The sequence below is a fragment of the Pseudoalteromonas sp. BMB genome (genome assembly GCF_001709235.1).
GTDB classification, from domain to species: domain Bacteria; phylum Pseudomonadota; class Gammaproteobacteria; order Enterobacterales; family Alteromonadaceae; genus Pseudoalteromonas; species Pseudoalteromonas maricaloris.
Window position 1 is genome coordinate 55,912 of record NZ_MBQA01000106.1, and the last position, 22,449, is coordinate 78,360.

A 22,449-nucleotide genomic window follows, 5' to 3' on the forward strand; every position below is an offset into this window, starting at 1 on the left:
AAGTTTTAAAGGAATTGTTAACCCTATCACGCCATAGCACTAGTTTAGTGCTTTATGTTAAAACCGATATTCCATACTTAAATTGTATGCTCTAGGCTCGCTGTACTTTTTCGGCACGAAACCGTAAGTATCGTAAAAGCTTTCATCTGTGAGATTACTGATATTCAGTTTAACGCTCAGCTGGCTAGAGAATTGATATTTGACGTGCGCATTTAGTAAAAGCTGGCTATCTTGCTCTGCGCGCACTGCGCCCCGACGACCACCTGCTGGAAGTCCAAGGTCAACACCCGGGACGTTTAAAATATCGACTTTTCTGTCCGTATCCCAAGTCGCATTTAGGCCTAAACGCCAAGCCCCATAAGTATACTTGGTGCTTGCATTGAGCGTTTGTCTTGGCGCATACAAGTTAATATCTTCGCCATGCTCATCGACAACATCAAAATCACTGTAACCAAGGTTTACTTGCCAATCATCTGTCAGCTTTGCTTCTAATTCAACTTCAAATCCATCGGCTTCAGCACCATCAACGGGTCGATACCTAGCAGGTCTTTGGTCTGCATATTCGGGAATAACAACACCGAAGTCCTCTTTTAAACTATCAAAGTAAGCGACGTTTAGACGTAGTTTGTCATCCCAAAGTGTGGTTTTGATGCCGACTTCTAAGTTCCGGGCGGTGATTGGTGCTAATTGATTTAAATTGGCATCCACTTTATCCAGTTGCGGCTCATAAGCATCGGTATAACTTGCATACGTGCTGATCTGGTCATTGAGATTGTAAACCAGTCCCAAGTATAAGCTCTCACCGGTTTCTTCACCTTTATCGCTTGAGAACCCGCTCCAAGCAAAGTCACGCTCATTGGTACGTTCATAATCAAAAAATTTGACACCAAGAATGGCGTGAAGGTCATCCGTTAACGTTAACTTACTGCTAAGGGCAATGCTCTGTTCTTTCGTCGTTTTGTCCCAACAGCCAATGAATTGCTTATCTGTCGCGGTTAAATGAGCGGCCGGATGAAGGTTATTAATCGATTGGAGTGGATAGAATATTGTTCTCGCGTTTTCATCGAGTTCTTCGAAGCGATCGTCAGTGGACTCAAAATCTGCATTTAAATAGGTGATATTCACCTGATGTGCACGGTCAAATAACTCAAACCGACCAACCAGTCCCAAAATGAAATTAGTCCCATCAACCGTTTCAACCCAGCGTCTGTCACCGCCTTGAAGGCCAAGGCCTGTTTCTTTGTCTGGATTTCCACTAAAGTAGGTTAAAGTAATGTCAGCTTCTGTTTTGCTGTATTGTGCGCCAAAGTTAAGCTCCCAATCTAAATTGATTTGATGAGATAATTTTAAATGGTAACTTTGGTGAGTATTGCCGTTGTAACTATCTGGTGAAGATAAATTTGTTTTCTTGTCTATTTCGACGGAACTACCATCAGAGTAAAAAATGGGTAATCCCCAGGGTGATAGTTTCAGTTCATTGTCTTGGTAATGAACACTAAGCGAGGCTTCGGTATCTTCGGAGAAATAATGATGCAATTGGGTGTATGCGACGATCTTATTACTATTTTCTTTGTCGACAAAGCTATCTCTTTCCTCATAGGCAAGAATAACTCGTCCGGCCAATGCTTCATCTTTCGTTAGGGAGCCTGTTGCATCTATGTGTGTACGCACTTTATTCCAAGAGCCAATCTCAGCACCAACTTCAACAAATCCACTTCGGTCTGGTTGTTTTGTGATGACATTTAATGTTGCCGATGGTTGTCCTGCACCCGCCATTAACCCCGCAGCGCCCCGAAGAACCTCTACTCGGTCATAGACAATAGTGTCTAAGCGACTCTCTTGTGGTCCAGCAATTGAGGTCGGTAAGCCATCTTTAACCAATGCATTGACGAGATACCCACGAGAAGTAAACTCAGTATTATCACCCGCTCCAAATTTGTATCTTGAGATGCCTGTTGCCTGTACCATGATGTCCTCAAGATCATTCAGTTCGAAGTCTTCTATGTAATCGTGGCTTAACACGGTAACAGACTGGGGGGTTTCTTTAATGGTAAGGTCAAGTCCTGTGGGACCCGAGTTACGCTTGATTGGCTGGCCTACAACACTGATCCGTTCAATATTGTCGCGCTCGGCTTTTGCTGCCGCATTTGGAGAAAAATAAAGGAGTGATAACATCAGAGCTAGTGCTGTAGATTGATGCGCTTTGGTTTGCATGGGTGTTTCCTTTCCTAAATTGTTTTTTCGTCACAAGAGATAAAGATGAAAGTTCCTATGAAATGTAGGAGCTATTTTTCTGAGATTGAACCAAGCTTTTGAATAGTTCTAACTGAAAGCAGAAATTATTTTCAATTCTAAATGATAATTCTTTTTGTTACTATAAGGGGTAATGCAAAAAATGAATTATTGCAAAAATAATGGCTTACCCGAATCTCAGATTTGTTAGGTTCTGATTGTTAGATTGGGTGTCAATTAGGTTGGATAGCGCTGTCACAGGGCTTATCTATGTTTGAATATTAATACAAGGCAAGGAAGTGAAGTCGTTTTATGTCTTCGCTATTAGGTGGTCCATGACGGCAAAACAATGGTTCAACTGGCATAGTTTGAGTGGCGTGTGGTTTGGGGTGTTGCTGTTCATAATATGTTGGACTGGCGCGTTTGCGAGTATTGCCCACGAACTAGATTGGCTATTCAACGACCAGGTGAGGGCAGTAGAGGGCCAATCAAACATAAGCTTAGCAGCAGCTTACGAGATGGTACAAAAGGCGTATCCTGACGCCCGAATAGGGATTGCCTTTACAGGTCCTGATACTTATTTTGCGCATGACATCGTGATGCGAATGCCTGATAGTCCATGGCAACATGTTTATGTCGATCCGTATTCAGGAACTATCCTAGGTGAAAGTAGTTTTTTTAATATTCAGCGTTTTTTTCGTGATTTCCATATGCATTTTTTCGGCGTATTTGACAGCATCATTTCATACTATCTTGTGCTTATCTTTGCAGTTCCGTTGTGTATTTCGACCGTGAGTGCGCATTATGTATATCGCGGCTGGTGGAAAAAGTTATTTGCATTTACGTTTAGCGGGGATGCACGTGCCAAGATGGCAAGTGTGCATAAAATAAGTGGGGCGTGGGGCTTATGGCTTGCGGTTGTTATTTCGCTCACGAGTATCTGGTATCTATTTGAGTTTGTTCGCATGGATATGGTCGATGGTAAAACAGCTTTTACTGATGTTGGGGATTTTGCCGTTAATCCTTTGGCCGAACTGCCGCGACAGGATAAACCACAATTGTCGGTTGTGGAATTATTCGCAATAGTAAAAGCGGCGAGGCCTGACCTTGAGGTGAAAGCCATTCGCTATTCTGGAGATTATTTTTATGCTGAAGGGCAATCGCAGGATTGGATAGTTCGGGATAGGGCAAACAAGATCTATGTTAACCCTTACACGGGGGAAGTTGTTTATAGCCAAACGGCATCGAGCCAAGGGCTGTATTGGCGCTTATCCGATACCGCGGACCCCCTACATTTTGGCAACTTTGTAGGGATATGGGGGAAAATACTGTGGTTTATATTTGGGATTGTACTTTCATTTTTGGTTCTCAGTGGTACTTACATGTATATTAAGCGGCAATTTAAATTGCGTCGCAAAGATGAATGCCGAGGTGTCGTGGTATCACTAGTGTTGGGTTTCGGATTGCTCTTATGTATTTGCTTTTACGCGCAACACACTATTGCGGGTTATGGTATGGCAGGAAAGTGGCCGGAGTTACCGACTGCTTCATTTACTTTTTTAGTAAGCTGGGTGTCACTCACTTGCTTGATTATCTTGTTTTGGAGCGCCGCTCTGCTCAATTTATGCCTGAAGCATCGGGGGGGGGTCGTGATTGCTGCAGACCAAAAAAAACCTCGCAGCTGCGAGGTTTCTTCACTCATGAAACTGTGATTAAACAACACCACGAGGTAAGCGGCAGTCGTGATCTTTTGCTGCTAGTTCAGCAATCCACTGTTCTTCCGCTTTGAAGCCTTCTTCGTTTTCTGTAACGATAGTAAAGCTCGCTGATTTTACAGCTGCAGCCTTAGGCGCTTTTTTAGTCGTTTTCGCTTTTTTGGCAGGCGCCTGCGTTTTATCACTTGCTACAGCTGACCCTGAAGTTAGCTCTTCTGTTAATTCGGCTACCTCAGCAAGACGCATGTTTTTGCCACCATCGATGCTATACCAACCTGGCTTTGCAGTGATCTCAGGCTTTTTGCCATGTGCAGCTTCGTACGCAGCTTCGAAAGCGCTTAGTACTTCAGTTTTATCTAGTTTACTCATCGTAGATCCTAGTCGTGTTGTACGCGGATACGCGGGTTAAGATTAAACTCTATTTATACCCATATTTGCGCAAATTTTCAATTTTTTACGTTTTTCAGCGCTAATTTATCGAACTTTAGCCTGATTTTGGTGCCTTTTTCGGCGCTTAAAGTGCCTCGGGGTCAATAACACGACGGATCGTGATCCACATACTACCAAGCTGTTCATGCCAAATCCGAGTGACTACTTCTAAGGCCTTATGGTTCGGAATAAATTGTCTGCTCAGTGGGTATTGCTTGAAGTTATAGAACTCCGTCGGTGCAGCGAACACTTCTATGCCTTGTGCTTCAAATAGGTTTTTTGCTCGCTGTATGTGCGAAGCCGATGTGACCAATGCGACGTCATAATCGACTAGTAAAGGTGCTAGCATTTTTGCTTCGTCCGCGGTGTCTTTGGCATTGGGGTTTTGCTTAATACGTGTAGCGGAAATACCTAGGCTCTGTGCGGTTCTTGCCATGAGTCCCGCGCTTGTTGCATGGCCATAGCCGTAACCTGAGACATACAGCTGGGCCTTTGGGTAAATATTAGCAAGTCTCACGCCTTCAACTAATCTGGCTAGACCGCAGCTGCCAAGTTGGGCGTTGCTGGGGAGAGATTTATCTGGGTATAAATCACAGCCAAGTACCACGATTTTATCTATATTGTTGTGCTTGCTTGGATTGAATGCGGCGAGAGCGCCTGTATCCCACTCAATAATATGTTGTGCGACATAAGGAGTCGATAACGCCCATGTAGTGAGTAAGACGAACCAGCTTGCGATGTAAGGCCCTTTACGCGTTTTGGCGATAAAAAGCATAAGCCCCATAAGCACCACTAAAGATAATGGTAACGGCATCATAAGTTGACCGATAACCTTTTTGACTTCAAACATTTAAACATGCCCTAGATTAAGATAAGCCTAACGCAATGCTAGCATGAGATGGGAGTTGTAGAAATGTCTAACAGTTAGGGCTCAAAAAAGAGCCCAGTCATCTATCTTGCAGTGGTTTTTCGGCAAGTATTGAGGAAATGACGATAAACAGGGTTATCTTTCATGCTTTTCTTCATTGCTAAATACATTGGACGATTTAGCCCAAGTGCGCCTAGAGGAATCGATTTAATTAGCCCTTGGCTCTCATAAGGTGTCACTAACCAGTCTGGTAATGCCGCAACCCCCATGCCTGCACTTACCAGTTGGAAGATTAATAAACCTTGATCGACGGTTTTTAGCGTACCGTCAAAGCGTGCATTTTGAATAAAATGCTTAAATATGTCTTGACGCTCGCGAGGAATAGGGTAAGAAATGATGGTTTCATCTTTTAGGTCGAGTGCTGTGACATAGGCCTTCTTGGCCAATTCGTGATCTGGTGCAACGATTAACTTTAACTTAAAGTCAAATAGGTGTGCGTATTCCAGTTGCTCTGGTTCGCGAATGTCTGAGGTAAGTACTAAGTCCAGCTCATCTTCAATAAGGTCAGGAATCGCGTCGTAGCTAAAGCCACGTTCGTAATCGACTTTAATGTCAGGCCAAAAGGTATTGAATTCTTTAATTGTTGGCAGCAACCAGTGAAAACAGGCATGACATTCCACGCTTAATCTGAGTTGCGAGATAGGCTGATTAAGGCTTTCCTTCAAACGACACTTTGTTGCTTCAACTTTAGGTAAAACATCGTTGGCAAGTTCCAATAATAACATCCCTTGAGGGGTAAAACGTACCGGCTGCGTTTTGCGCTCAAAGAGTTGGCAGTCGAGTTTGCTCTCAAGATCTTTGATCTGATGTGATAAAGCTGATTGAGTCAGGAATAGCTCTCGTGCTGTATTCACAAGAGAACCAGTTTCTTTCAAGGTGGAGATAGTCTTTAGGTGCTTTATATCAATCATTATCAACAATTCTCATATTTGAAGTGAGCAAATCTCAGCATTACTCAATATTACGATTCTATTTAGTTATTATCAATGTCTAGACGTCTAAATACCTACGGTGAATTGTTCAAAAATTCACAAATCCACTATAACACTAAAAATGACAGCGTTGTCACTACTTCTGTAAAAATTTTGCAAAAAATTACAATTTAATTTTATTCATATGAAATCTGAGAAAGCATCAATTGTTGTTTTTGATCATGAGAATTACATTTTGGACATCCACACATCTAGACGGAATTAAAATCATGGCATTAACACATAACTTGGGTTTTCCACGCGTAGGCAAAAAGCGTGAACTTAAATTTGCAGTAGAACGCTATTGGTCAGGCGACTTAACACAAGTCGAATTAATCGCGGAAGGAAAACGCATTCGTGCAGAAAACTGGGCATTGCAAGCTGACGCTGGTGTTGACCTTCTCCCTGTAGGCGATTTTGCTTGGTATGATCACGTGTTGAATATTTCATTGCTTGTCGGCGCTATTCCTTGTCGTCATAAAAATGATGAGTCGGTAAATCTCGATACTTTGTTTCGGATTGGCAGAGGGCGAGCACCTAGCGGCTGTGCGTGTGCTGCAAGTGAAATGACGAAATGGTTCAACACCAATTATCATTACATCGTCCCCGAGTTAACTCAAACGCAGGAATTTTCCCTAACTTGGACGGAGTTGTTTACTCAAGTAGAAGAAGCACAATTACTTGGCTACCAAGCAAAGCCCGTATTGATCGGCCCGGTAACCTATCTCTACTTAGCTAAATGCGTTGGTCAAGAGTTCGATAAATTGGCTTTATTAGATAAGTTATTGATTGTATATCAGCAGGTACTAGGCAAGCTTGCTGAGCAAGGCGTTGAGTGGGTACAAATTGATGAACCTATTTTAGCATTGGAAATCGATGATGCTTATCGCAACGCGCTGCGCCGGAGTTTTGATGCGTTGAGCGGCCAAGGAGTAAAAGTGTTGTTGGCCAGTTATTTTGACTCCGTACAAGCGCATGTTGAAGATATCCGGTCTTACCCTGTAGAAGGCGTACATTTTGACTGCGTAACGGCAAACTACGACTTGGCTGCGTTAGAGAAAGTAGTTGGGAAGGATAGCGTACTGTCTCTCGGGGTTGTGAATGGTCGTAACATTTGGCGCTCGGATCTTGAAGGTGTATATCAGCAACTTGCTCTGGTTCATGAACGTCGTGGTAATAATCTCTGGCTTGCTCCTTCATGCTCATTATTACATACGCCAGTCGACTTAGATCAAGAGCAAAAGCTTGACAGTGAGTTAAAGTCTTGGCTCGCATTTGCCAAACAAAAAGGGCAAGAGCTGGCATTATTGAAAAATGCATTGGAGCAGCGTGATATTACCCAGTTGGTCGAATATTCTAAGCCTGTAAAAGCGCGTTTGACCTCTACTCGGGTGAATAATAATGAGGTGCAGCAGCGTGTTTCAGCGCTTACAGCAAAAGACGGTCAACGCAATATTGAATTCTCAACCAGAATTAAAAAACAAGCACAGTCGCTAAATTTACCCTTATTGCCAACCACAACGATAGGCTCCTTCCCACAAACCCAAGCTATTCGTAAGGCGCGACGTGATTATAAAGCGGGTATCTTGAGTACTGATGCTTATCAAAGCCAGATGGAAGCGGAGATCCGTTATGCCGTTGAAGAACAAGAAGGGCTTAACTTAGATGTGCTTGTGCATGGTGAAGCAGAGCGCAATGATATGGTTGAGTACTTTGGTGAATTACTCGAAGGTTTTGCCTTTACTCAGTTTGGTTGGGTGCAAAGCTATGGTTCGCGCTGTGTTAAGCCCCCTGTGATCTGGGGGGATGTCTCGCGTGCGGCACCAATGACAGTTAAGTGGACGAGTTATGCACAGAGCTTAACCAAAAAACCGATGAAGGGCATGCTAACAGGGCCTGTGACTATTTTATTTTGGTCGTTTGTCAGAGATGACTTAGACAAGCCGAGCATCGCGAATCAAATCGCATTAGCACTGAGAGATGAAGTGGTAGATTTGCAAAATGCAGGGATTAAGGTGATCCAAATCGATGAACCTGCCTTTAGGGAGGGGATGCCACTCAAAGCCAGTCAGTGGCAAACCTACTTAGCGTGGGCGGCGTATGCGTTTAGGGTATCTGCAAGTGGTGTGAATGACGAAACACAGATCCATACGCATATGTGTTATTCGGAGTTTAACGATATTATCGCCGCCATAGCGGATATGGATGCGGACGTGATCACAATTGAAACGTCACGTTCAAATATGACCTTACTCGACGCCTTTGAAGATTTTGACTACCCCAATGACATCGGGCCTGGTGTTTATGATATCCACACGCCAAACGTCCCTGAGGTGGCATGGATAAAAGACTTAATTCACAAAGCAGCGAAGAAAATCCCAGTAGAAAGATTATGGGTGAATCCAGATTGTGGGCTAAAAACCCGAGCATGGCCAGAAACCCGAGCTGCACTTGATAATATGGTGACAGCAACCAAGGAGCTTAGAAGCGAATTAGGGGAGAGTTAATCTAAACCAGTTTAAATACCTCATTGTTTATAAACAATGAGGTATTTGCTAGTTTCTACTCAGTAAAAATGCCATCGCTTGATCTGCGGCGAGTGGTTTAGAAACAATATAACCTTGGCCAAACTGACAGCCTTTTTGCTTTAATAGCTGCCACTGGGTTTCGAGCTCAATACCTTCAGCGACAACGGTCAGGTTAAGTGATTGTGCAAGCTTCAAAATCGCATCAACTAGCGGGTTTTCTCTTTCAGTTAGTTGGTCAATAAAGCTCTTATCAATTTTAAGCACATGAATGGGGAGCTGGTGCAAATAACCTAAAGCAGAGTAGCCAGTGCCAAAGTCGTCAAGATAAAGCTTCACTCCAAGGGATTCTAATCCTTGAATAATTTTGGTTGCGAGAGCTAAGTTTGCTATTAATCCAGATTCTGTGATTTCCAAACATAAAGAGCCAGGTGTAAGCTCATAATGATGATAAAGTTGCTGAATTGTATCTACGAACTCTAAGCTTGCGAAATGTCGCGATGACACATTTACGGTAACACGAGTCTTCGGCAGCTTTTGCGCTTTCCAGCGTTTGAGTTGTTTGGCTGCCAATTCCAACAAATGTAAGTCAAGCTCAATGATCTGTCCGGTTTGCTCTGCAATTGGAATAAAAGCATCTGGAGAAACAAGCCCGTTTTTGGGGTGAAACCAACGGACGAGGGCTTCAAAGCTCACAATAGCGCCAGTCGTGAGAGAAAATATCGGTTGATAATACAGCGCAAATTCATTGTTTTTTATGCCATGTTGCAGATCATTTTCAATATCTGCTTGCTGTTTTAGGCGCTTGCGCATGGCATTATTAAAATAGCAGACTTGACCCCGACCCGAAGATTTTGCTTCGTACATGGCGGCATCTGCTTGCTGCAGTAAATTAATAGCGCTATCGGATTCGTTATCTGTGAACGCAACGCCAATACTGCCAGACGCTTGCAGAACATGACCATCTATATGAAGGGGCTTGGTTATAGCCGTGGTGATCCTATCAAGCAGCAGAGTGACTTGTTGCCTGTCTTGGACATTTTCCATAAAAATCGCAAACTCATCACCCCCGAGCCGTGCAAAGGTGTCGGTTTTGCGAATACAGCCATTTATCATCTCGACAATAGCAATCAAGAAATGGTCGCCGACATCGTGTCCAAGTGAGTCATTAATGCTTTTAAATCTGTCCAAATCGAGATAGATCAAGCAGTGCAAATTAGAGGACTCCACTCGCGCTAGCCTCAAAATGGCATGTTTGATCCGCTCTAACAATAAATAACGATTGGCAAGACCCGTTAAATCGTCGTGTAAGGCTCTATGCTCTAGCGCCTGCCTTGAAAGCTGCCGGTCTATGGCCATGCTGACTTGACGACTTATATAAGTCAAAATAGATAAATCATGATTCACGAAAGCTTGGTCGTTATTGTAGCTTTGCAGCACAATCACGCCCTGATATTGATCATTAACCAAAAATGGTACGCCTAACCAAGAGCGTGGCGAGCGACCCACCATTTTAAAATCACCCCGAGTAATGTGCATTCTAAATTGATCGTTATCACACAGCAGTGGTCGTTGGTTCTTCAGAATATAGTAGGATGCAGTATGCTTAATCTGATCTTTTGATACTTTTTGGTGTGCATTACATTTTTCGCCTCCCTCAATCAAATAATCGATTTCTAAAATATCCTGTTGAGTATCATAAAGACCGATAAAGAAGTTCTCGGCGCAAAGCTGAGAGGCAATGATTTTATATAAGTCATCATAAAAAGCCTCAAGGTTCTCGAAGCGGTAAGTGATGTTCGCAATTTTAAGCAGGGACTTTTCTAAATTCTGTGCTTGGTGTAACTGGGCAATCGTGGTTTGGAGGTTTTCTAAGGTACGTAGCTGATGGATTTTGGCACTGAGCAGATGTGCGACCGTCGATAGTATTTGTAAATGCGCGGAGGTAAAATAATCGGCCTCTGGATGCTCACAGTCAATCACACCGATTAAGTAACCATCATACTCCAGAGGTACACAAAGCTCTGACATCGCTGGTCGTAAGTCAGCAATATACATGGGGTGAGCGGCGACGTTTCCAGAAATAAAGTGCTCTCTCGTCGTTGCGACTTGCCCGGTAATACCTGAACCAATCTTTATCTTGGTTTGTTCAACACGATAATCCCCATTAGCATGGGAAACGCCCATACTTGCAGCGACTTCTAGATACTCTTGATAAGGATCAGCGAGATAGATAACACAATCTACAAACCCCAGTCGATTAACGACCTGTGTTGTAACGTATTCAAATAATTCGTCAAGTTTGGTTAGATGCAGCAGCGACGAAGAAAACTGGTTGATGATGCTAAGCTGCTCAGTTTTTGATTCTAATTTTTGGTTCTCAGATAGCATACATATTTCTCATGAAAAGATGCTACTAAGTTAACTTAAAATGTACATATTTACCAATATTGTGAAAAATGAAAACGATCTAAAAGTAAACTTACAAAATGAAATAATCTGCGGTTGGCCTGAAAAACTTTACTAACACCCATGTGCAGCCTATGATCGGGCAAATTCAGCAGTGGAAGAGAGCAATGACGAGCAAACAAACGCTAACGATTACACGACCAGATGATTGGCATGTGCACCTACGTGATGGTGATGTCTTGGTCGACACGGTAAGAGATATTAGTCGCTATATGGGCCGCGCGATTATCATGCCAAACCTTGTACCACCAGCAACTTGTACAGAGACTGCTTTGGCTTATCGTGACCGCATTATGGCCGCTAATCCTCAAGGTAACTTTCAGCCTCTAATGGTGTTATATCTTACCGATAACACGACTCCTGAAGAAATCAAAAAAGCGAAAGCAACTGGTCATATTGTTGCTGCTAAATTATATCCAGCCGGTGCAACGACAAACTCAGCATCGGGTGTAACGGATATTGAAAATGTATATCCAGCGCTCGAAGCGATGCAAGAAGTTGGCATGTTGCTACTCGTGCACGGTGAAGTGACGGACTCTTCTATTGATATCTTTGATAGAGAAAAAGTATTCCTTGAGACAAAACTGTCCAAAGTCGTTGATAACTTCCCAACGTTAAAAATTGTACTCGAACATATCACAACAAAAGACGCAGTTGATTTTGTTAATCAAGCGCCTGACAACGTTGCTGCAACTATCACAGCTCATCATTTGCTTTATAACCGCAATCATATGTTGGCTGGTGGCATTCGTCCTCACTATTATTGCTTACCTATCTTAAAGCGTAATACGCATCAACAGGCGTTAATTGAAGCGGCGACAAGCGGAAGTAAAAAATTCTTCTTGGGCACAGACTCAGCCCCTCATGCGAAAGATAAAAAAGAAGCTGCATGTGGCTGTGCCGGTGCATACACTGCACATGCCGCAATTGAGCTATATGCAGAGGCATTTGAAGATGCGAATGCGCTTGATAAGTTAGAAGGTTTTGCGAGTCACTTTGGTCCGGACTTTTATGACTTACCGCGCAATACGGATACCATTACGTTGACTAAGTCTCCTTGGCAAGTGCCTGATACATACAAATTAGGTGAAGGGACGGTTGTGCCAATCAAAGCTGGGTCGACAATTGATTGGAAAGTTGAAGAAGATTTAAACAAAATGTAATTAAATCTTCTTAATTCTAACTAAAAAGCGCCATTATGGCGCTTTTTTCGTAACAAAATTAAAATTCATAGAATGCAATTTGTTTTTTATTAATTTTAATATAGTATTCAATATAAATATTAAAACTAAGCTTAATTGAGAGAGTATCAATGCGTGAGATCAAGTCTTTTATTAAAAATGCAAGCTACGGTGATTTGGAAAAAGCGTTAGAGCTTATTCAAAGAGCACTGGACGAGCAAAAGGAACAACAGCAAGCTAAAGAAGAAGTATTGGCTATGCTGAAAGAAAAAGGACTTACGCTTGATGATTTAGTAGGCACTACGCCAGCTGACCGTCGTTCTAAAGTAAAAGCAAAATACCGTATTGAAAAAGACGGTGAAGTAATTGAGTGGACTGGCCGTGGTAAAACACCTAAAGTATTCCAAGGTGTTAACCTAGATGATTATCTAATCTAACAAGACTTTATTATGAAAGTTGTTCGGTATTGAACAGCTTTTTTAAATAGCCTAAATAAAAGGCGTATCTTATGGATACGCCTTTTTTGACTTAATTATTTATATCCTGAGGTGCTTATTTACGTTTTAAGACCTTACCAACAAGAAGCGGTACAAAATACGCTGAATCACTTTCGCAAATCAAGCGAGTCAGCTGTCATTGTGTTACCTACAGGCGCCGGAAAGAGCCTAGTGATCGCGGAGCTTGCACGGCTTGCGAAGCACAAAATATTAGTATTGACTCATGTTAAAGAGCTCGTAGAGCAAAATGCACAAAAATATAAAAGTTATGGATTACAAGCGAGTATTTTTTCTGCTGGATTAAAAGAAAAGTCGTTACAGCACCAGGTGACTTTTGCCAGTGTGCAGTCATTGTCTCGAAACTTATCACAACTCAATCAATTTTATTCATTAGTTATCATTGACGAATGTCACCGAGTGAGTGGGGAAGATAATAGTCAGTATCAGCAAATTTTAAACCAGCTGGCTCAGTTTAATCCTGAACTAAAGTTACTGGGCTTAACAGCAACACCTTATCGTTTGGGGATGGGGTGGATATATCATAAGCACTATCACGGTTTTGTTAGAGGAAAAGCTGAATCACCATTTAAGCAGTGTATTTACGAATTACCACTTAGATATATGATAAAAAATTCGTATCTGACGCCGCCTAATAAAATTGATCCTGCCGTTGAGAATTATGATTTTTCTAGTTTAAGTACAGATTCATTTGGACGTTATTCAGAATCTGATATGAATACATTATTACAAGCACAAACTCGTGCAACAAAGAGCATTATCACTCATTTACTGGCGCTCAGTGAAAATAGGGCGGGAGTAATGATTTTTGCCGCGACGGTTATGCATGCAAAAGAAATTCTCGGCTATTTACCTAAGCAATATAGTGCACTGATCACGGGTGAAACCAAATCTGCCGAGAGAGATGCACTTATCGTCCAGTTCAAAAATAGAGAAATTAAGTATTTAGTGAATGTTTCTGTGCTGACTACCGGGTTTGACGCGCCCCATGTTGATGTTATCGCTATCTTGAGACCCACGGAGTCCGTGAGCCTCTATCAGCAGATTGTAGGCAGAGGACTTAGGTTAGACGAAAACAAGGAAGACTGTTTTGTCATTGATTATGCAGGCAACGACTTTGACTTATTTGCACCTGAAGTGGGAAGTAAAAAGCCAAATTCAGACAATGAGCCCGTACAGGTGCTGTGTCCAGGTTGTGGCTTTGCCAATATTTTCTGGGGCAAGGTAGACGAGCAAGGCAAGCTAATAGAGCATTTTGGCAGGCGCTGTCAGGGGTTACTTGAAGACGATGAAGGTCACTCACAGCAATGTGATTATCGTTTTAAGTTTAAAGAGTGTGAGCAATGCGGTGCAGAAAATGATATTGCTGCAAGGCAATGCCATCAGTGCGGCGGAATAATGGCAGACCCAGATGATAAGTTGCGTGCAGCACTGAATTTAAAACATGCAATGGTGCTACGCTGCAGCGGACTATGTGGCGAAGTGCTCAGTGGCAATAAATTAAAAATTACTTACTTTGATGAGGATGGGGCAAGTTGTAGTGAAGTCTATGACTTTTCTAATCAAAAGAGTCTATTTATATTCCACCAGCAATTTGCAAAGCGGCGAAAATCTACGTCGGCACCTGCAAAATGGCAGTCAGCTGAAGAAGTGATAGATACTGATTTGATTGCACCGGATTTCGTGATTGCTAAATTACACAAGAAGTTTGGTTGGCAGGTTTCTGAAAAGTTGTTTGATTATCAAGGTAGCTACAGAAAGGCTGACAAAAGTTAGCCTTTCTGTATAAAAATCGGATTTTCTGTGGCGGTTTATTCTTCCGAGGCCATTAAGCCCCAGCCATCACCATATCCTTCATAACCATTGGCTATGCTTTCTAGGTATTGCTCAGTCTGACTCAGTAGCTCGTGCATCGGGACCATAGTCACCGTGGTGATCACTTCCCAAACGCCTGTGTCAGGACATTGTTGTAACTGGGTTTTCGGTGCTAATTCGTCTTTCTCAATCGCGCCAATGAAACGCTTAGCATCATCAGCTTGCTCGAAAAGAATATAAAAATCGATATTCTGCATTTGCGTCAGATCAACGCCAGCAGCGGCAATCTCAGCTAGAAGCTCACCGTTATCATCATTTGGGAATTGCATAATTTCACTCTGCAGGTTCAATTGCTGCTATTGTCCGTCATCTTCAAGAAAATAAAAAGGATGAATGTAAATAAATGTGCGATAAAACCCACTGCGTTACAACAAAATACACCCTATGTTCAGCTTAAGCTCAGTAAAATTGCACTTTCTCTGAAAAGTCGTTTTACAGTATCAATTTTCACAAGCACAATGGCGTTATCGATGCCCATAAGTCGCGATATTTAGGTCGTTTTATTTTAATGAAGCCGTATTTCTCTTGTTTAACACTAGCGCTTTTTTTGTGCTGCTTTTCCTCGTTTAACGCAGGTGCTGAGTCTCGTCCTGCATCAGTAAAAATCTCAAACATTGAAGTCAAAGTCGAAAACGGCGACGTAGAAGACAACATCACTGGTTTTTTAAAATCTTACAAAGGTAAGCCAAAAATTCCTCGGGTGATGAAAGAGGTGCGTGCGGACATACGTCGCGCTTTGCATGCTTTAGGCTATTATCATTTTGATATTCAACTCAGTGGAGAAGGGCAAAACGTCATAGCCGAAGTCAAACTTGAAGCACCTCTGAAATGGAAAGATATTAATATTGAGCTTGTGGGTGCGGGTAGGGACAATGCGGATTTAGTTTCGCTTATCAAAGATGTGCCGATCCAAGTTGGCAAGCAAGTCAATCATAGTGATTATCAGGCAACGAAAAGTCGCTTTGAAAGCGAGCTACTAGAACTTGGATATTTTGATTATCAATGGCAAGAGTCCAAATTGCTTGTTCACAAAGCGAATCGCTATGCTGGCGTGCGACTGCTGCTCAACACTGGTAAACGTTATCAATTTGGCGACCTTGCTATTGAGGGAAACACCAAAGCGGCTAACTATATACGTTCGCTAAGCCCATTTTCGAAAGGGCAGCCGTTTGAAGCGAGCCTTTTGTCCGATTTTAATCTGTCTTTAAATGCCACTCCTTATTTTAGTGCAATAAAGGTTTATCCGCTGTTAAAGGACCGGACGAGCGATCAGATCCCAGTTCGAGTGAGTGTTGAAGACAAACCCGCAAATAGCTTTGAAGTGGGTGCTGGCTACAGTGATGATGTGGGTGCAAAAACCCGTTTTAAGTGGACTAAACCTTGGATCACCGAGGATGGCCATTCCTTTGAGTCCAATCTGAGGCTGTCGCAAAAGCAACAAGATATCACTGCCAGTTATACCATTCCTGTAGACAATCCTAACGACGATTTGTGGCGTGTGTTAGGCGGTTATAAGGTGCAGGATGAAGTAACGGAAGGGATCAACAGTCGGATTTGGAACATACAGGTACAGCGACAATGGCTAACGGATGACGAGTGGGTGAGAACGGCGTTTTTGAAACGTGAACACGAAACCACGGAACAGTTAGGCGAAAAGCAGCGCACGGAAATGTTGATCCCTGGCATTAGCTACTTAAAGAAAGAAAGTAAAGGTGGCGCGCTACCGTATTGGGGTAATGAGCGCCTGATCTCCATTGAAGCCGCAGCAGATTCTGTACTATCGTCTGCAAATATGTTGAAAGTGAGATGGAACAATGAATGGCTAAGAAGCTTTGAAACCAAGCACTTGTTTTTTGGTCGCTTAGACTTAGGGGCGATCGTGACAAAGGATATTGACCAAATTCCGTTTACCCATCGTTTCCTTGCTGGGGGAGATCAAAGTATCCGTGGTTTTGCCTATGAATCTATCGGTCCTCGCGATGACGAAGGGCGCATACTTGGTGGCAGATATTTAGCCACTGGCACAGTGGAATATAACTATCAATTCCACCCAAGTTGGCGAGCCGCTTTGTTTGTTGATGCGGGTACTGCAACGAACGATTTCTCAGACGCTTGGGAAGTTGGAGCCGGGTTTGGTTTTCGTTATTTAACCCCCGTTGGTCCAATCCGGCTCGATCATGCTTGGGGGTTGACCAAAGAAAGTAAAAGCACCCGTCTTAGTATTGTTATAGGACCTGAAATCTAATGCAGTTCAGAAGCTTAAGAATCAAAATCATTACTGCCATTATTAGCCTATTTTTACTGTTGGTTTGTTTATGCTTTACCTTGCCTGGGCAAAAGTTACTGGTTTGGGTAGCGAATAAAACGGTTTCAGGGTTAGAAATCGATGGCTTAGACAAGCGCTTATTATCTGGCGCCAATCTTACGTTGCGTTATCACAATGACGATATCGATATTCGCCTTAGAGACACCAAAGTTACTGTTGAGTGGTTGACTTGTGCCAGCGTTTGCATTGCGCTTGACGCACAAACGATCGCGATTGTACAAAAACAGAAAAGTGTCAGCGAAGCGGAAACTACGGAAAGTGGCCAAGTTGAGTTACCACTGCCAATTGCAATAAAGCGTGCGCAAGTTCAGCAATTTTCGTTGGAAACGCCGGATATTACAGTGCAATTGCAAGGCTTAGACACGCAGCTCTCAGGTTCTGACTCACATTTTAATATCCCATTTTTGCTGTTAGACAGCGTAAAGTTGACTACAAAGGCAACCGATCAGCCCGTGCCTGCAAAATCGCCAGCACCACTTAATGCATTAGCGCCACTCCAAATACCTAAGATAGACCTGCCGCTAACCGCTGAGCTCGGCGAGTTAAAGATTAACAACCTCGCGATAGATGAGCAGACGCTTGAGAATATCAAGCTTTCTCAAGTTGTAGTGGCTGAAAATGTAGACGTGGAGCAGGTTCAGCTTAACTATAAAGAATGGTTTATATCAGCAGCGGCAGAAGTCTTGCTTAACGACTGGACGATTGATCTGAGGTCAACCTTGAGTGCGCCACAAGGGTTAGCCAGTTTAACACTGGCGGGTCGCCCTCACGATCTTACGCTTACTTTGAATAGCGAGGGTATGGCGTTTGCAAAACTGCAAGCCCATGCGGATTTAACAGCGACAAACTGGCCTTTTGAGTTACAGGGTCAAATAGATAAATTAGTTATTCCTTCAGAGCCCACGACTTTAAAAGGTGCCACACTCGGCTTGAGCGGGGATGCCTCAAAATACCATTTGTCAGGCTCAATCGCTGTTAATACTGTGCAATTTGGTGATGTTACCGCGACACTTGAAGGGCAAGGTGGACTACAAGCGTTTTCACTCGCTAAAGCAAAGCTTCAGCTTGAAAAAGCGCAAGCGCAAATAGCAGGACAAGTGAACTGGTCGCAAGGGGTGAAGGGTAAAGTGAACGGGGACTTTTCTCAGCTACCAGTCGATAGATTGCTAGGGCTAGTGCAATACGATGCTGGCCTGACGGAAAACGATATGCTGGCAGGGCAATTTGCGCTTGATTTTATCAGTCGAGGTGAGCAGTGGCAGGTTAATGTTGAGCGCTTTAAGCTCGATGGTAAAGTAGCGGGTACACCACTTAATGCGGACGTTAAGGTCGTTGTGGATGAGAGCCTACTCGGCGAGTTTAGCCATGCACGCCTGAATTATGGCAAAAATAGCCTGACGGTAAGCGGTGAGCTTGGTCAGCAGTTAGATCTCGATATTGACTTTCAGTTTGAGCAGGCGGCAAATACGCTTATTCCAGCCGACTTAAAGGGCAGTGGCGAAATCTTTGTTCAGGGCGACCACCTCAAGCCGAGGATTCAGACCGATATTAAGTTTGATTCTGTGCGCTACCAGAATATAGCACTACATGGCTTAACGACGAAAGGCACGGTTGATATTGCCAATGAAGTGACTGGGCAAATTAAACTGGCACTAGACCGTTTGATTGTTGACTCTGAAATGGTTGAAGACATTCATTTAGCTGTGAAAGGCAACCAGCAGCAACATAACGCGACATTGGATATTCGTGATAAGCGAGTGGTTGCAAGCTTTGAAATCAATGGCAAGATGCAGCAGTCAACTTGGCAGGGAGAATTGTCGTCTGGTGAGGTAACTTCTCAAGGGCAAACAATTGCATTGCAAAGTCCAGCCGCAATCGTGATCAGTGATGTCAGTCAGCGCATTGCAAAGCAGTGTTGGCAGATGGGTGATACCGATTTGTGTTTTGCAGCCGAGCAACAAGGCACACAAGGGCAGGCCGATGTTAAACTGGAGAAATTGGCACTGGCTAAACTACAAACTTGGTTGCCAGCAGAGCTCAAAATAACAGGTGAAACTCAGGCCGTGGCTAAACTTGCGTGGCAAAACGGCCAAGTAACGCGAGCCGATGGCGAGCTGAACATTGTTGATGCCGGCATTACGACTCATGGGCAGACATTTTCAATTTCTGAATTTAAAGCATTATTAAAAACCAATAACAAGCAAATTCACGCTGATTGGCGCATGACCTCCGATACCTTAGGTAAGTTCAGTGGTGATACACGTGTGCCGTTAGATAAACAATCCCCACAATTAGCTGGTAACGTAAAAATAGAGTCAATTGAGCTGGCTAAGTTGTCAGCGCTACTAAACCGAGTAACGGAACAAAGTTTTGACCTGCAAGGGGAAGTGTTAGGGGATATAAATATCTCAGGTAGTCTCGCAGCCCCAGAGGTGAACGGTAAAATAACCGCTCAGCGCTTATTTATGTCTTCTGACTCTTTGCCTGTGGAAATCGATAAAGGCCACATCAATCTTGATTTTAATACCACTTCCGCTCAACTAGAGGCTGAGTTAACTGCAGCTAAAGGTGGCAAGGTGGCACTCACTGGCGAAGCTTATTGGTCGCCCGAGCTCTCTGCTGAAGTCAAAATAAAGGGCGAAAATATTTATGTGCAACCAGACTCACAGATTGAACTAACCGCAAGCCCGGATTTAACACTTGCCTATAAAGATAAGATTGCGCGTGTACTCGGAGAAATTGTGGTGCCGTTTGGCCGAGTAAACATTGAATCTCTACCTGCGGGAGTCACCTCGCCAAGCGACGATGAAGTCATTGTTGATGCTAAGGTGCAAAAGCAGATGTCGGTGCCAGTTCAACATGAAATAGATTTAAAACTGACCGTTAAAGATAACTTTAGGGTGAAGGCGCTTGGGCTAGATAGCTTTGTTACCGGTGCAATCGAAATTGATAAGCAAGTTGAGTCGCCAATGTTAGCAACGGGAGAGTTGCAATTGCGAGAGGGGAAATACCGTGCATTTGGCCAAGACTTGTTGATCCGCACAGGACAAATTGGCTTCAATGGCGCATTAGATAAACCTTATTTGAACATTCGAGCTATTCGAAATCCAGCGACAACCGCCAATGATGTAATAGCGGGTGTTGAGCTCACGGGCAATATTGCTAAGCCGCGTTTGACTGTGTTTTCAGAGCCAGCAATGGACCAAGCTAAGGCACTGTCATACCTACTTAACGGTCAGCCTTTAGGGGAGTCAGAAACCTCTAACAATGCGCTACTCACGCAGTTTTTACTCTCACAGGGAATTGACCGCAGTGAAGGGTTCTTTAGTAAGGCGGGGGAATCGCTTGGACTTTCGGATGTTAACCTATCAGCAAAAGGCAGTGGTGACGATACACAAGTTGAAGTGTCTGGCTATATCACCCCCAATGTTCAGGTCAGCTATCGGGTTGGGGTATTTGAGTCTATCAATGAAATTGCGCTGCGCTATCGTGTTTTTTCGAAGTTTTATGTTGAAGCCACGAGCGGTTTGTACAACAGTATAGACTTCTTATACAAGTTTGATTGGGATGACAAATGAAACTGCTCTGGCTCGCTCTAGGTTTTGTGATATTTCCTCTCAAAGCACAAGAAACGACGGAAATTAGAATTAGCGCAGGTGCTGATCCTTACATTATAGAGTTGCTTACTTTAGCTCTGTCTTACCAGGTAGAGTCATCAAGGCTCGTATCAGTGAGAAGTATTCCTTCTCAAGACAGAGCGGTGCGCCTACTTGGAGAAAAAGGGGGACTGGATGTCAGCTGGTTAGTGACTAACTCACAGCGCGAAAAGGCCGCGAGCGCAATTCGCATTCCCCTAGTGAAAGGGATTTTGGGTTATCGCATTCCTTTAGTGCACAAACATAATCAAGCCTTACTGAGTGGAGTACGCTACATTGGCGACTTGCGCCGAGTTACTTTTGGTTTACGCAGAGATTGGCCAGACCATCAGATTTTTGAGCGTAATGGCCTCAGTGTGACTTCTTTTTCACAAGAAGATAGTGGTTACGACATGCTGTTGAAAAAACGTTTTGATGTGTTGCCAAGCGATTTAGTGAGTATTGAAGCTGCACTGAGTGACACGGACTTGGTCGCAGATCAGCACGTGGTGTTTTACTACCCTTCGGCGGTATACTTTTTTGTTTCTTACGACAATCCGTTGCTCCATAGCCAAATTGAGAAAGGCCTCAAAAGCGCACTGCAAGATGGCCGATTTGAGGCGTTATTCTTAAAACACTTTTCCGCTCGTCTTGAAAAGCTAGATCTGAAAAACAAAACAGTCATAGAATTAGACAATCCAAACCTGCCACCCAGTGCGCCGTTGGAGGTGCCATTTTATTGGTATAAACAAGGAAAATAATAATGAAAAAAACCTTACTACTTATTGCGCTTGCCATAAGTACATCCCCTGTCTTAGCAAAACCTTATACAAAGTCACCATCGGAAGTCGTTGCTGAGGCCAAAAGCAGCGACTGGCAGCAGCTGGACCCTGAAAATATTCTTAAAATAGAATTACAAACAGGACCGGTCTATATCGCGCTTAACCCTGAACTTGCGCCTAATCATGTGGCAAATATTAAAGCGTTAGCGCGAGAGGGGTTTTACACTAATTTGAGTATGTATAGGTTTGTGGAAAACTTTGTGGCCCAAGGCGGCGATATGTTGGACAAGAAAGTGCCGCAAAAAGGAAAAAAGGCGATTGCCGCCGAGTTTTATCATCACTCGGATTCAACCTTGAAGATCACATCGCTAGATGCTGTGGACGGCTACGCGCCACGTACCGGATTTTTAAATGGTTTTGCCGTAGGACAAAATGAAGCTGGAACCAAAACCTGGATGACACACTGCGTTGGTTCGTTTGCTATGGCCAGAATCAACGATGTTAATAGTGGTGGTACCGAGTTTTACATCACGTTGACGCCGCAGCGATACCTAGACAAAAACACCACCGTGTTTGGACAGTTGTTATCGGGAATGGAGCATGTTCAGCACCTAGATCGTAAACCTGTTGCGGGACAAGCGTTCAATGTTATCAAAGGGGTTACGGTACTTGCTGATGTAAAAGGTGCACCTTCTTTTAAAAGGCTAAAGACAAATACACCGACTTTTGAGTCGCTAATTGCTGCGCGTAAAAATAGAGCGGGAGATTGGTTTGTTGATACACCAAATCACACCGACATATGTTCGGTCCCCGTCCCAGTTGAAATGGAAGACGCGACAGGGGAATAAATAACCTGAGCTGCGGAT

Annotated in this window: 15 protein-coding genes; 9 read left to right on the forward strand and 6 right to left on the reverse strand. The window is 43.4% G+C overall.

Annotated features, from left to right (window positions below; genetic code table 11):
• Nucleotides 1-57 precede the first annotated feature (57 nt).
• Nucleotides 58-2,214: a TonB-dependent siderophore receptor gene (locus BB427_RS08180; RefSeq protein ID WP_069020192.1), complete on the reverse strand. Its 2,157-nt coding sequence runs from the start codon at nt 2,212-2,214 to the stop codon at nt 58-60.
• 353 nt (nt 2,215-2,567) lie between these two features.
• Here BB427_RS08180 and BB427_RS08190 point away from each other — a divergent pair, with 353 nt between their 5' ends.
• Nucleotides 2,568-3,944: a PepSY-associated TM helix domain-containing protein gene (locus BB427_RS08190; protein ID WP_083229852.1), complete on the forward strand. Its 1,377-nt coding sequence runs from the start codon at nt 2,568-2,570 to the stop codon at nt 3,942-3,944.
• Here the strand turns inward: BB427_RS08190 and BB427_RS08195 are convergent, their stop codons facing one another.
• The 3 genes from BB427_RS08195 to BB427_RS08205 form a co-directional block, all read right to left on the reverse strand.
• Entirely contained in the window at nt 3,945-4,316 is a 372-nt protein-coding gene (locus BB427_RS08195) for a hypothetical protein (RefSeq protein WP_069020194.1), read from the reverse strand.
• A 145-nt stretch (nt 4,317-4,461) separates the two neighbouring features.
• Nucleotides 4,462-5,226 (reverse strand): YdcF family protein, encoded by a 765-nt coding sequence (locus tag BB427_RS08200; RefSeq protein ID WP_069020196.1) that lies wholly within the window; start codon nt 5,224-5,226, stop codon nt 4,462-4,464.
• A gap of 101 nt (nt 5,227-5,327) precedes the next feature.
• Complete coding sequence (locus BB427_RS08205) at nt 5,328-6,215, reverse strand: LysR substrate-binding domain-containing protein (protein ID WP_010370874.1); 888 nt, start codon at nt 6,213-6,215, stop codon at nt 5,328-5,330.
• A gap of 290 nt (nt 6,216-6,505) precedes the next feature.
• Here BB427_RS08205 and metE point away from each other — a divergent pair, with 290 nt between their 5' ends.
• The gene (gene metE, locus BB427_RS08210; RefSeq protein ID WP_069020198.1) at nt 6,506-8,782 is read left to right on the forward strand and encodes a 5-methyltetrahydropteroyltriglutamate--homocysteine S-methyltransferase; all 2,277 of its coding nucleotides are present in this window, start codon (nt 6,506-6,508) and stop codon (nt 8,780-8,782) included.
• Nucleotides 8,783-8,830: 48 nt separating this feature from the next.
• On the opposite strand, the gene BB427_RS08215 is transcribed toward metE, so the two are convergent.
• Nucleotides 8,831-11,191 carry a bifunctional diguanylate cyclase/phosphodiesterase gene (locus tag BB427_RS08215; protein ID WP_069020200.1) on the reverse strand — a complete coding sequence of 787 codons (2,361 nt, stop codon included), beginning with the start codon at nt 11,189-11,191 and terminating at the stop codon, nt 8,831-8,833.
• Nucleotides 11,192-11,376: 185 nt separating this feature from the next.
• On the opposite strand from BB427_RS08215, the gene pyrC reads away from it, so the two are divergent.
• The 3 genes from pyrC to BB427_RS08230 all read left to right on the forward strand — a co-directional run bounded on the left by pyrC (nt 11,377) and on the right by BB427_RS08230 (nt 14,741).
• Nucleotides 11,377-12,432 (forward strand): dihydroorotase, encoded by a 1,056-nt coding sequence (gene pyrC / locus BB427_RS08220; RefSeq protein WP_069020202.1) that lies wholly within the window; start codon nt 11,377-11,379, stop codon nt 12,430-12,432.
• Nucleotides 12,433-12,581: 149 nt separating this feature from the next.
• A complete protein-coding gene (locus BB427_RS08225; protein WP_045989728.1) occupies nt 12,582-12,887 on the forward strand; it encodes an H-NS histone family protein in 306 nt (101 codons plus the stop codon).
• A gap of 111 nt (nt 12,888-12,998) precedes the next feature.
• Nucleotides 12,999-14,741, forward strand: a complete 1,743-nt coding sequence (locus BB427_RS08230) for a DEAD/DEAH box helicase family protein (protein WP_045989729.1) — start codon at nt 12,999-13,001, stop codon at nt 14,739-14,741.
• A gap of 35 nt (nt 14,742-14,776) precedes the next feature.
• Here the strand turns inward: BB427_RS08230 and BB427_RS08235 are convergent, their stop codons facing one another.
• Nucleotides 14,777-15,109, reverse strand: coding sequence for a ribonuclease E inhibitor RraB (locus tag BB427_RS08235; RefSeq protein WP_039496902.1), 333 nt, complete (start codon nt 15,107-15,109; stop codon nt 14,777-14,779).
• A gap of 239 nt (nt 15,110-15,348) precedes the next feature.
• Here BB427_RS08235 and BB427_RS08240 point away from each other — a divergent pair, with 239 nt between their 5' ends.
• Genes BB427_RS08240 through BB427_RS08255 form a run of 4 tightly spaced genes read left to right on the forward strand, consistent with a single transcriptional unit; the run spans nt 15,349 to nt 22,431 of the window.
• On the forward strand, nt 15,349-17,085 hold the full coding sequence (locus BB427_RS08240; protein ID WP_069020204.1) for an autotransporter assembly complex protein TamA: 1,737 nt from the start codon (nt 15,349-15,351) through the stop codon (nt 17,083-17,085).
• Nucleotides 17,085-20,744 carry an autotransporter assembly complex protein TamB gene (tamB, locus tag BB427_RS08245; RefSeq protein ID WP_069020206.1) on the forward strand — a complete coding sequence of 1,220 codons (3,660 nt, stop codon included), beginning with the start codon at nt 17,085-17,087 and terminating at the stop codon, nt 20,742-20,744. Before BB427_RS08240 ends, tamB begins: the two co-directional genes overlap by 1 nt.
• On the forward strand, nt 20,741-21,562 hold the full coding sequence (locus BB427_RS08250; protein ID WP_069020208.1) for a transporter substrate-binding domain-containing protein: 822 nt from the start codon (nt 20,741-20,743) through the stop codon (nt 21,560-21,562). Before tamB ends, BB427_RS08250 begins: the two co-directional genes overlap by 4 nt.
• A gap of 2 nt (nt 21,563-21,564) precedes the next feature.
• Nucleotides 21,565-22,431 (forward strand): peptidylprolyl isomerase, encoded by an 867-nt coding sequence (locus BB427_RS08255; protein ID WP_069020210.1) that lies wholly within the window; start codon nt 21,565-21,567, stop codon nt 22,429-22,431.
• Nucleotides 22,432-22,449: the final 18 nt, after the last annotated feature.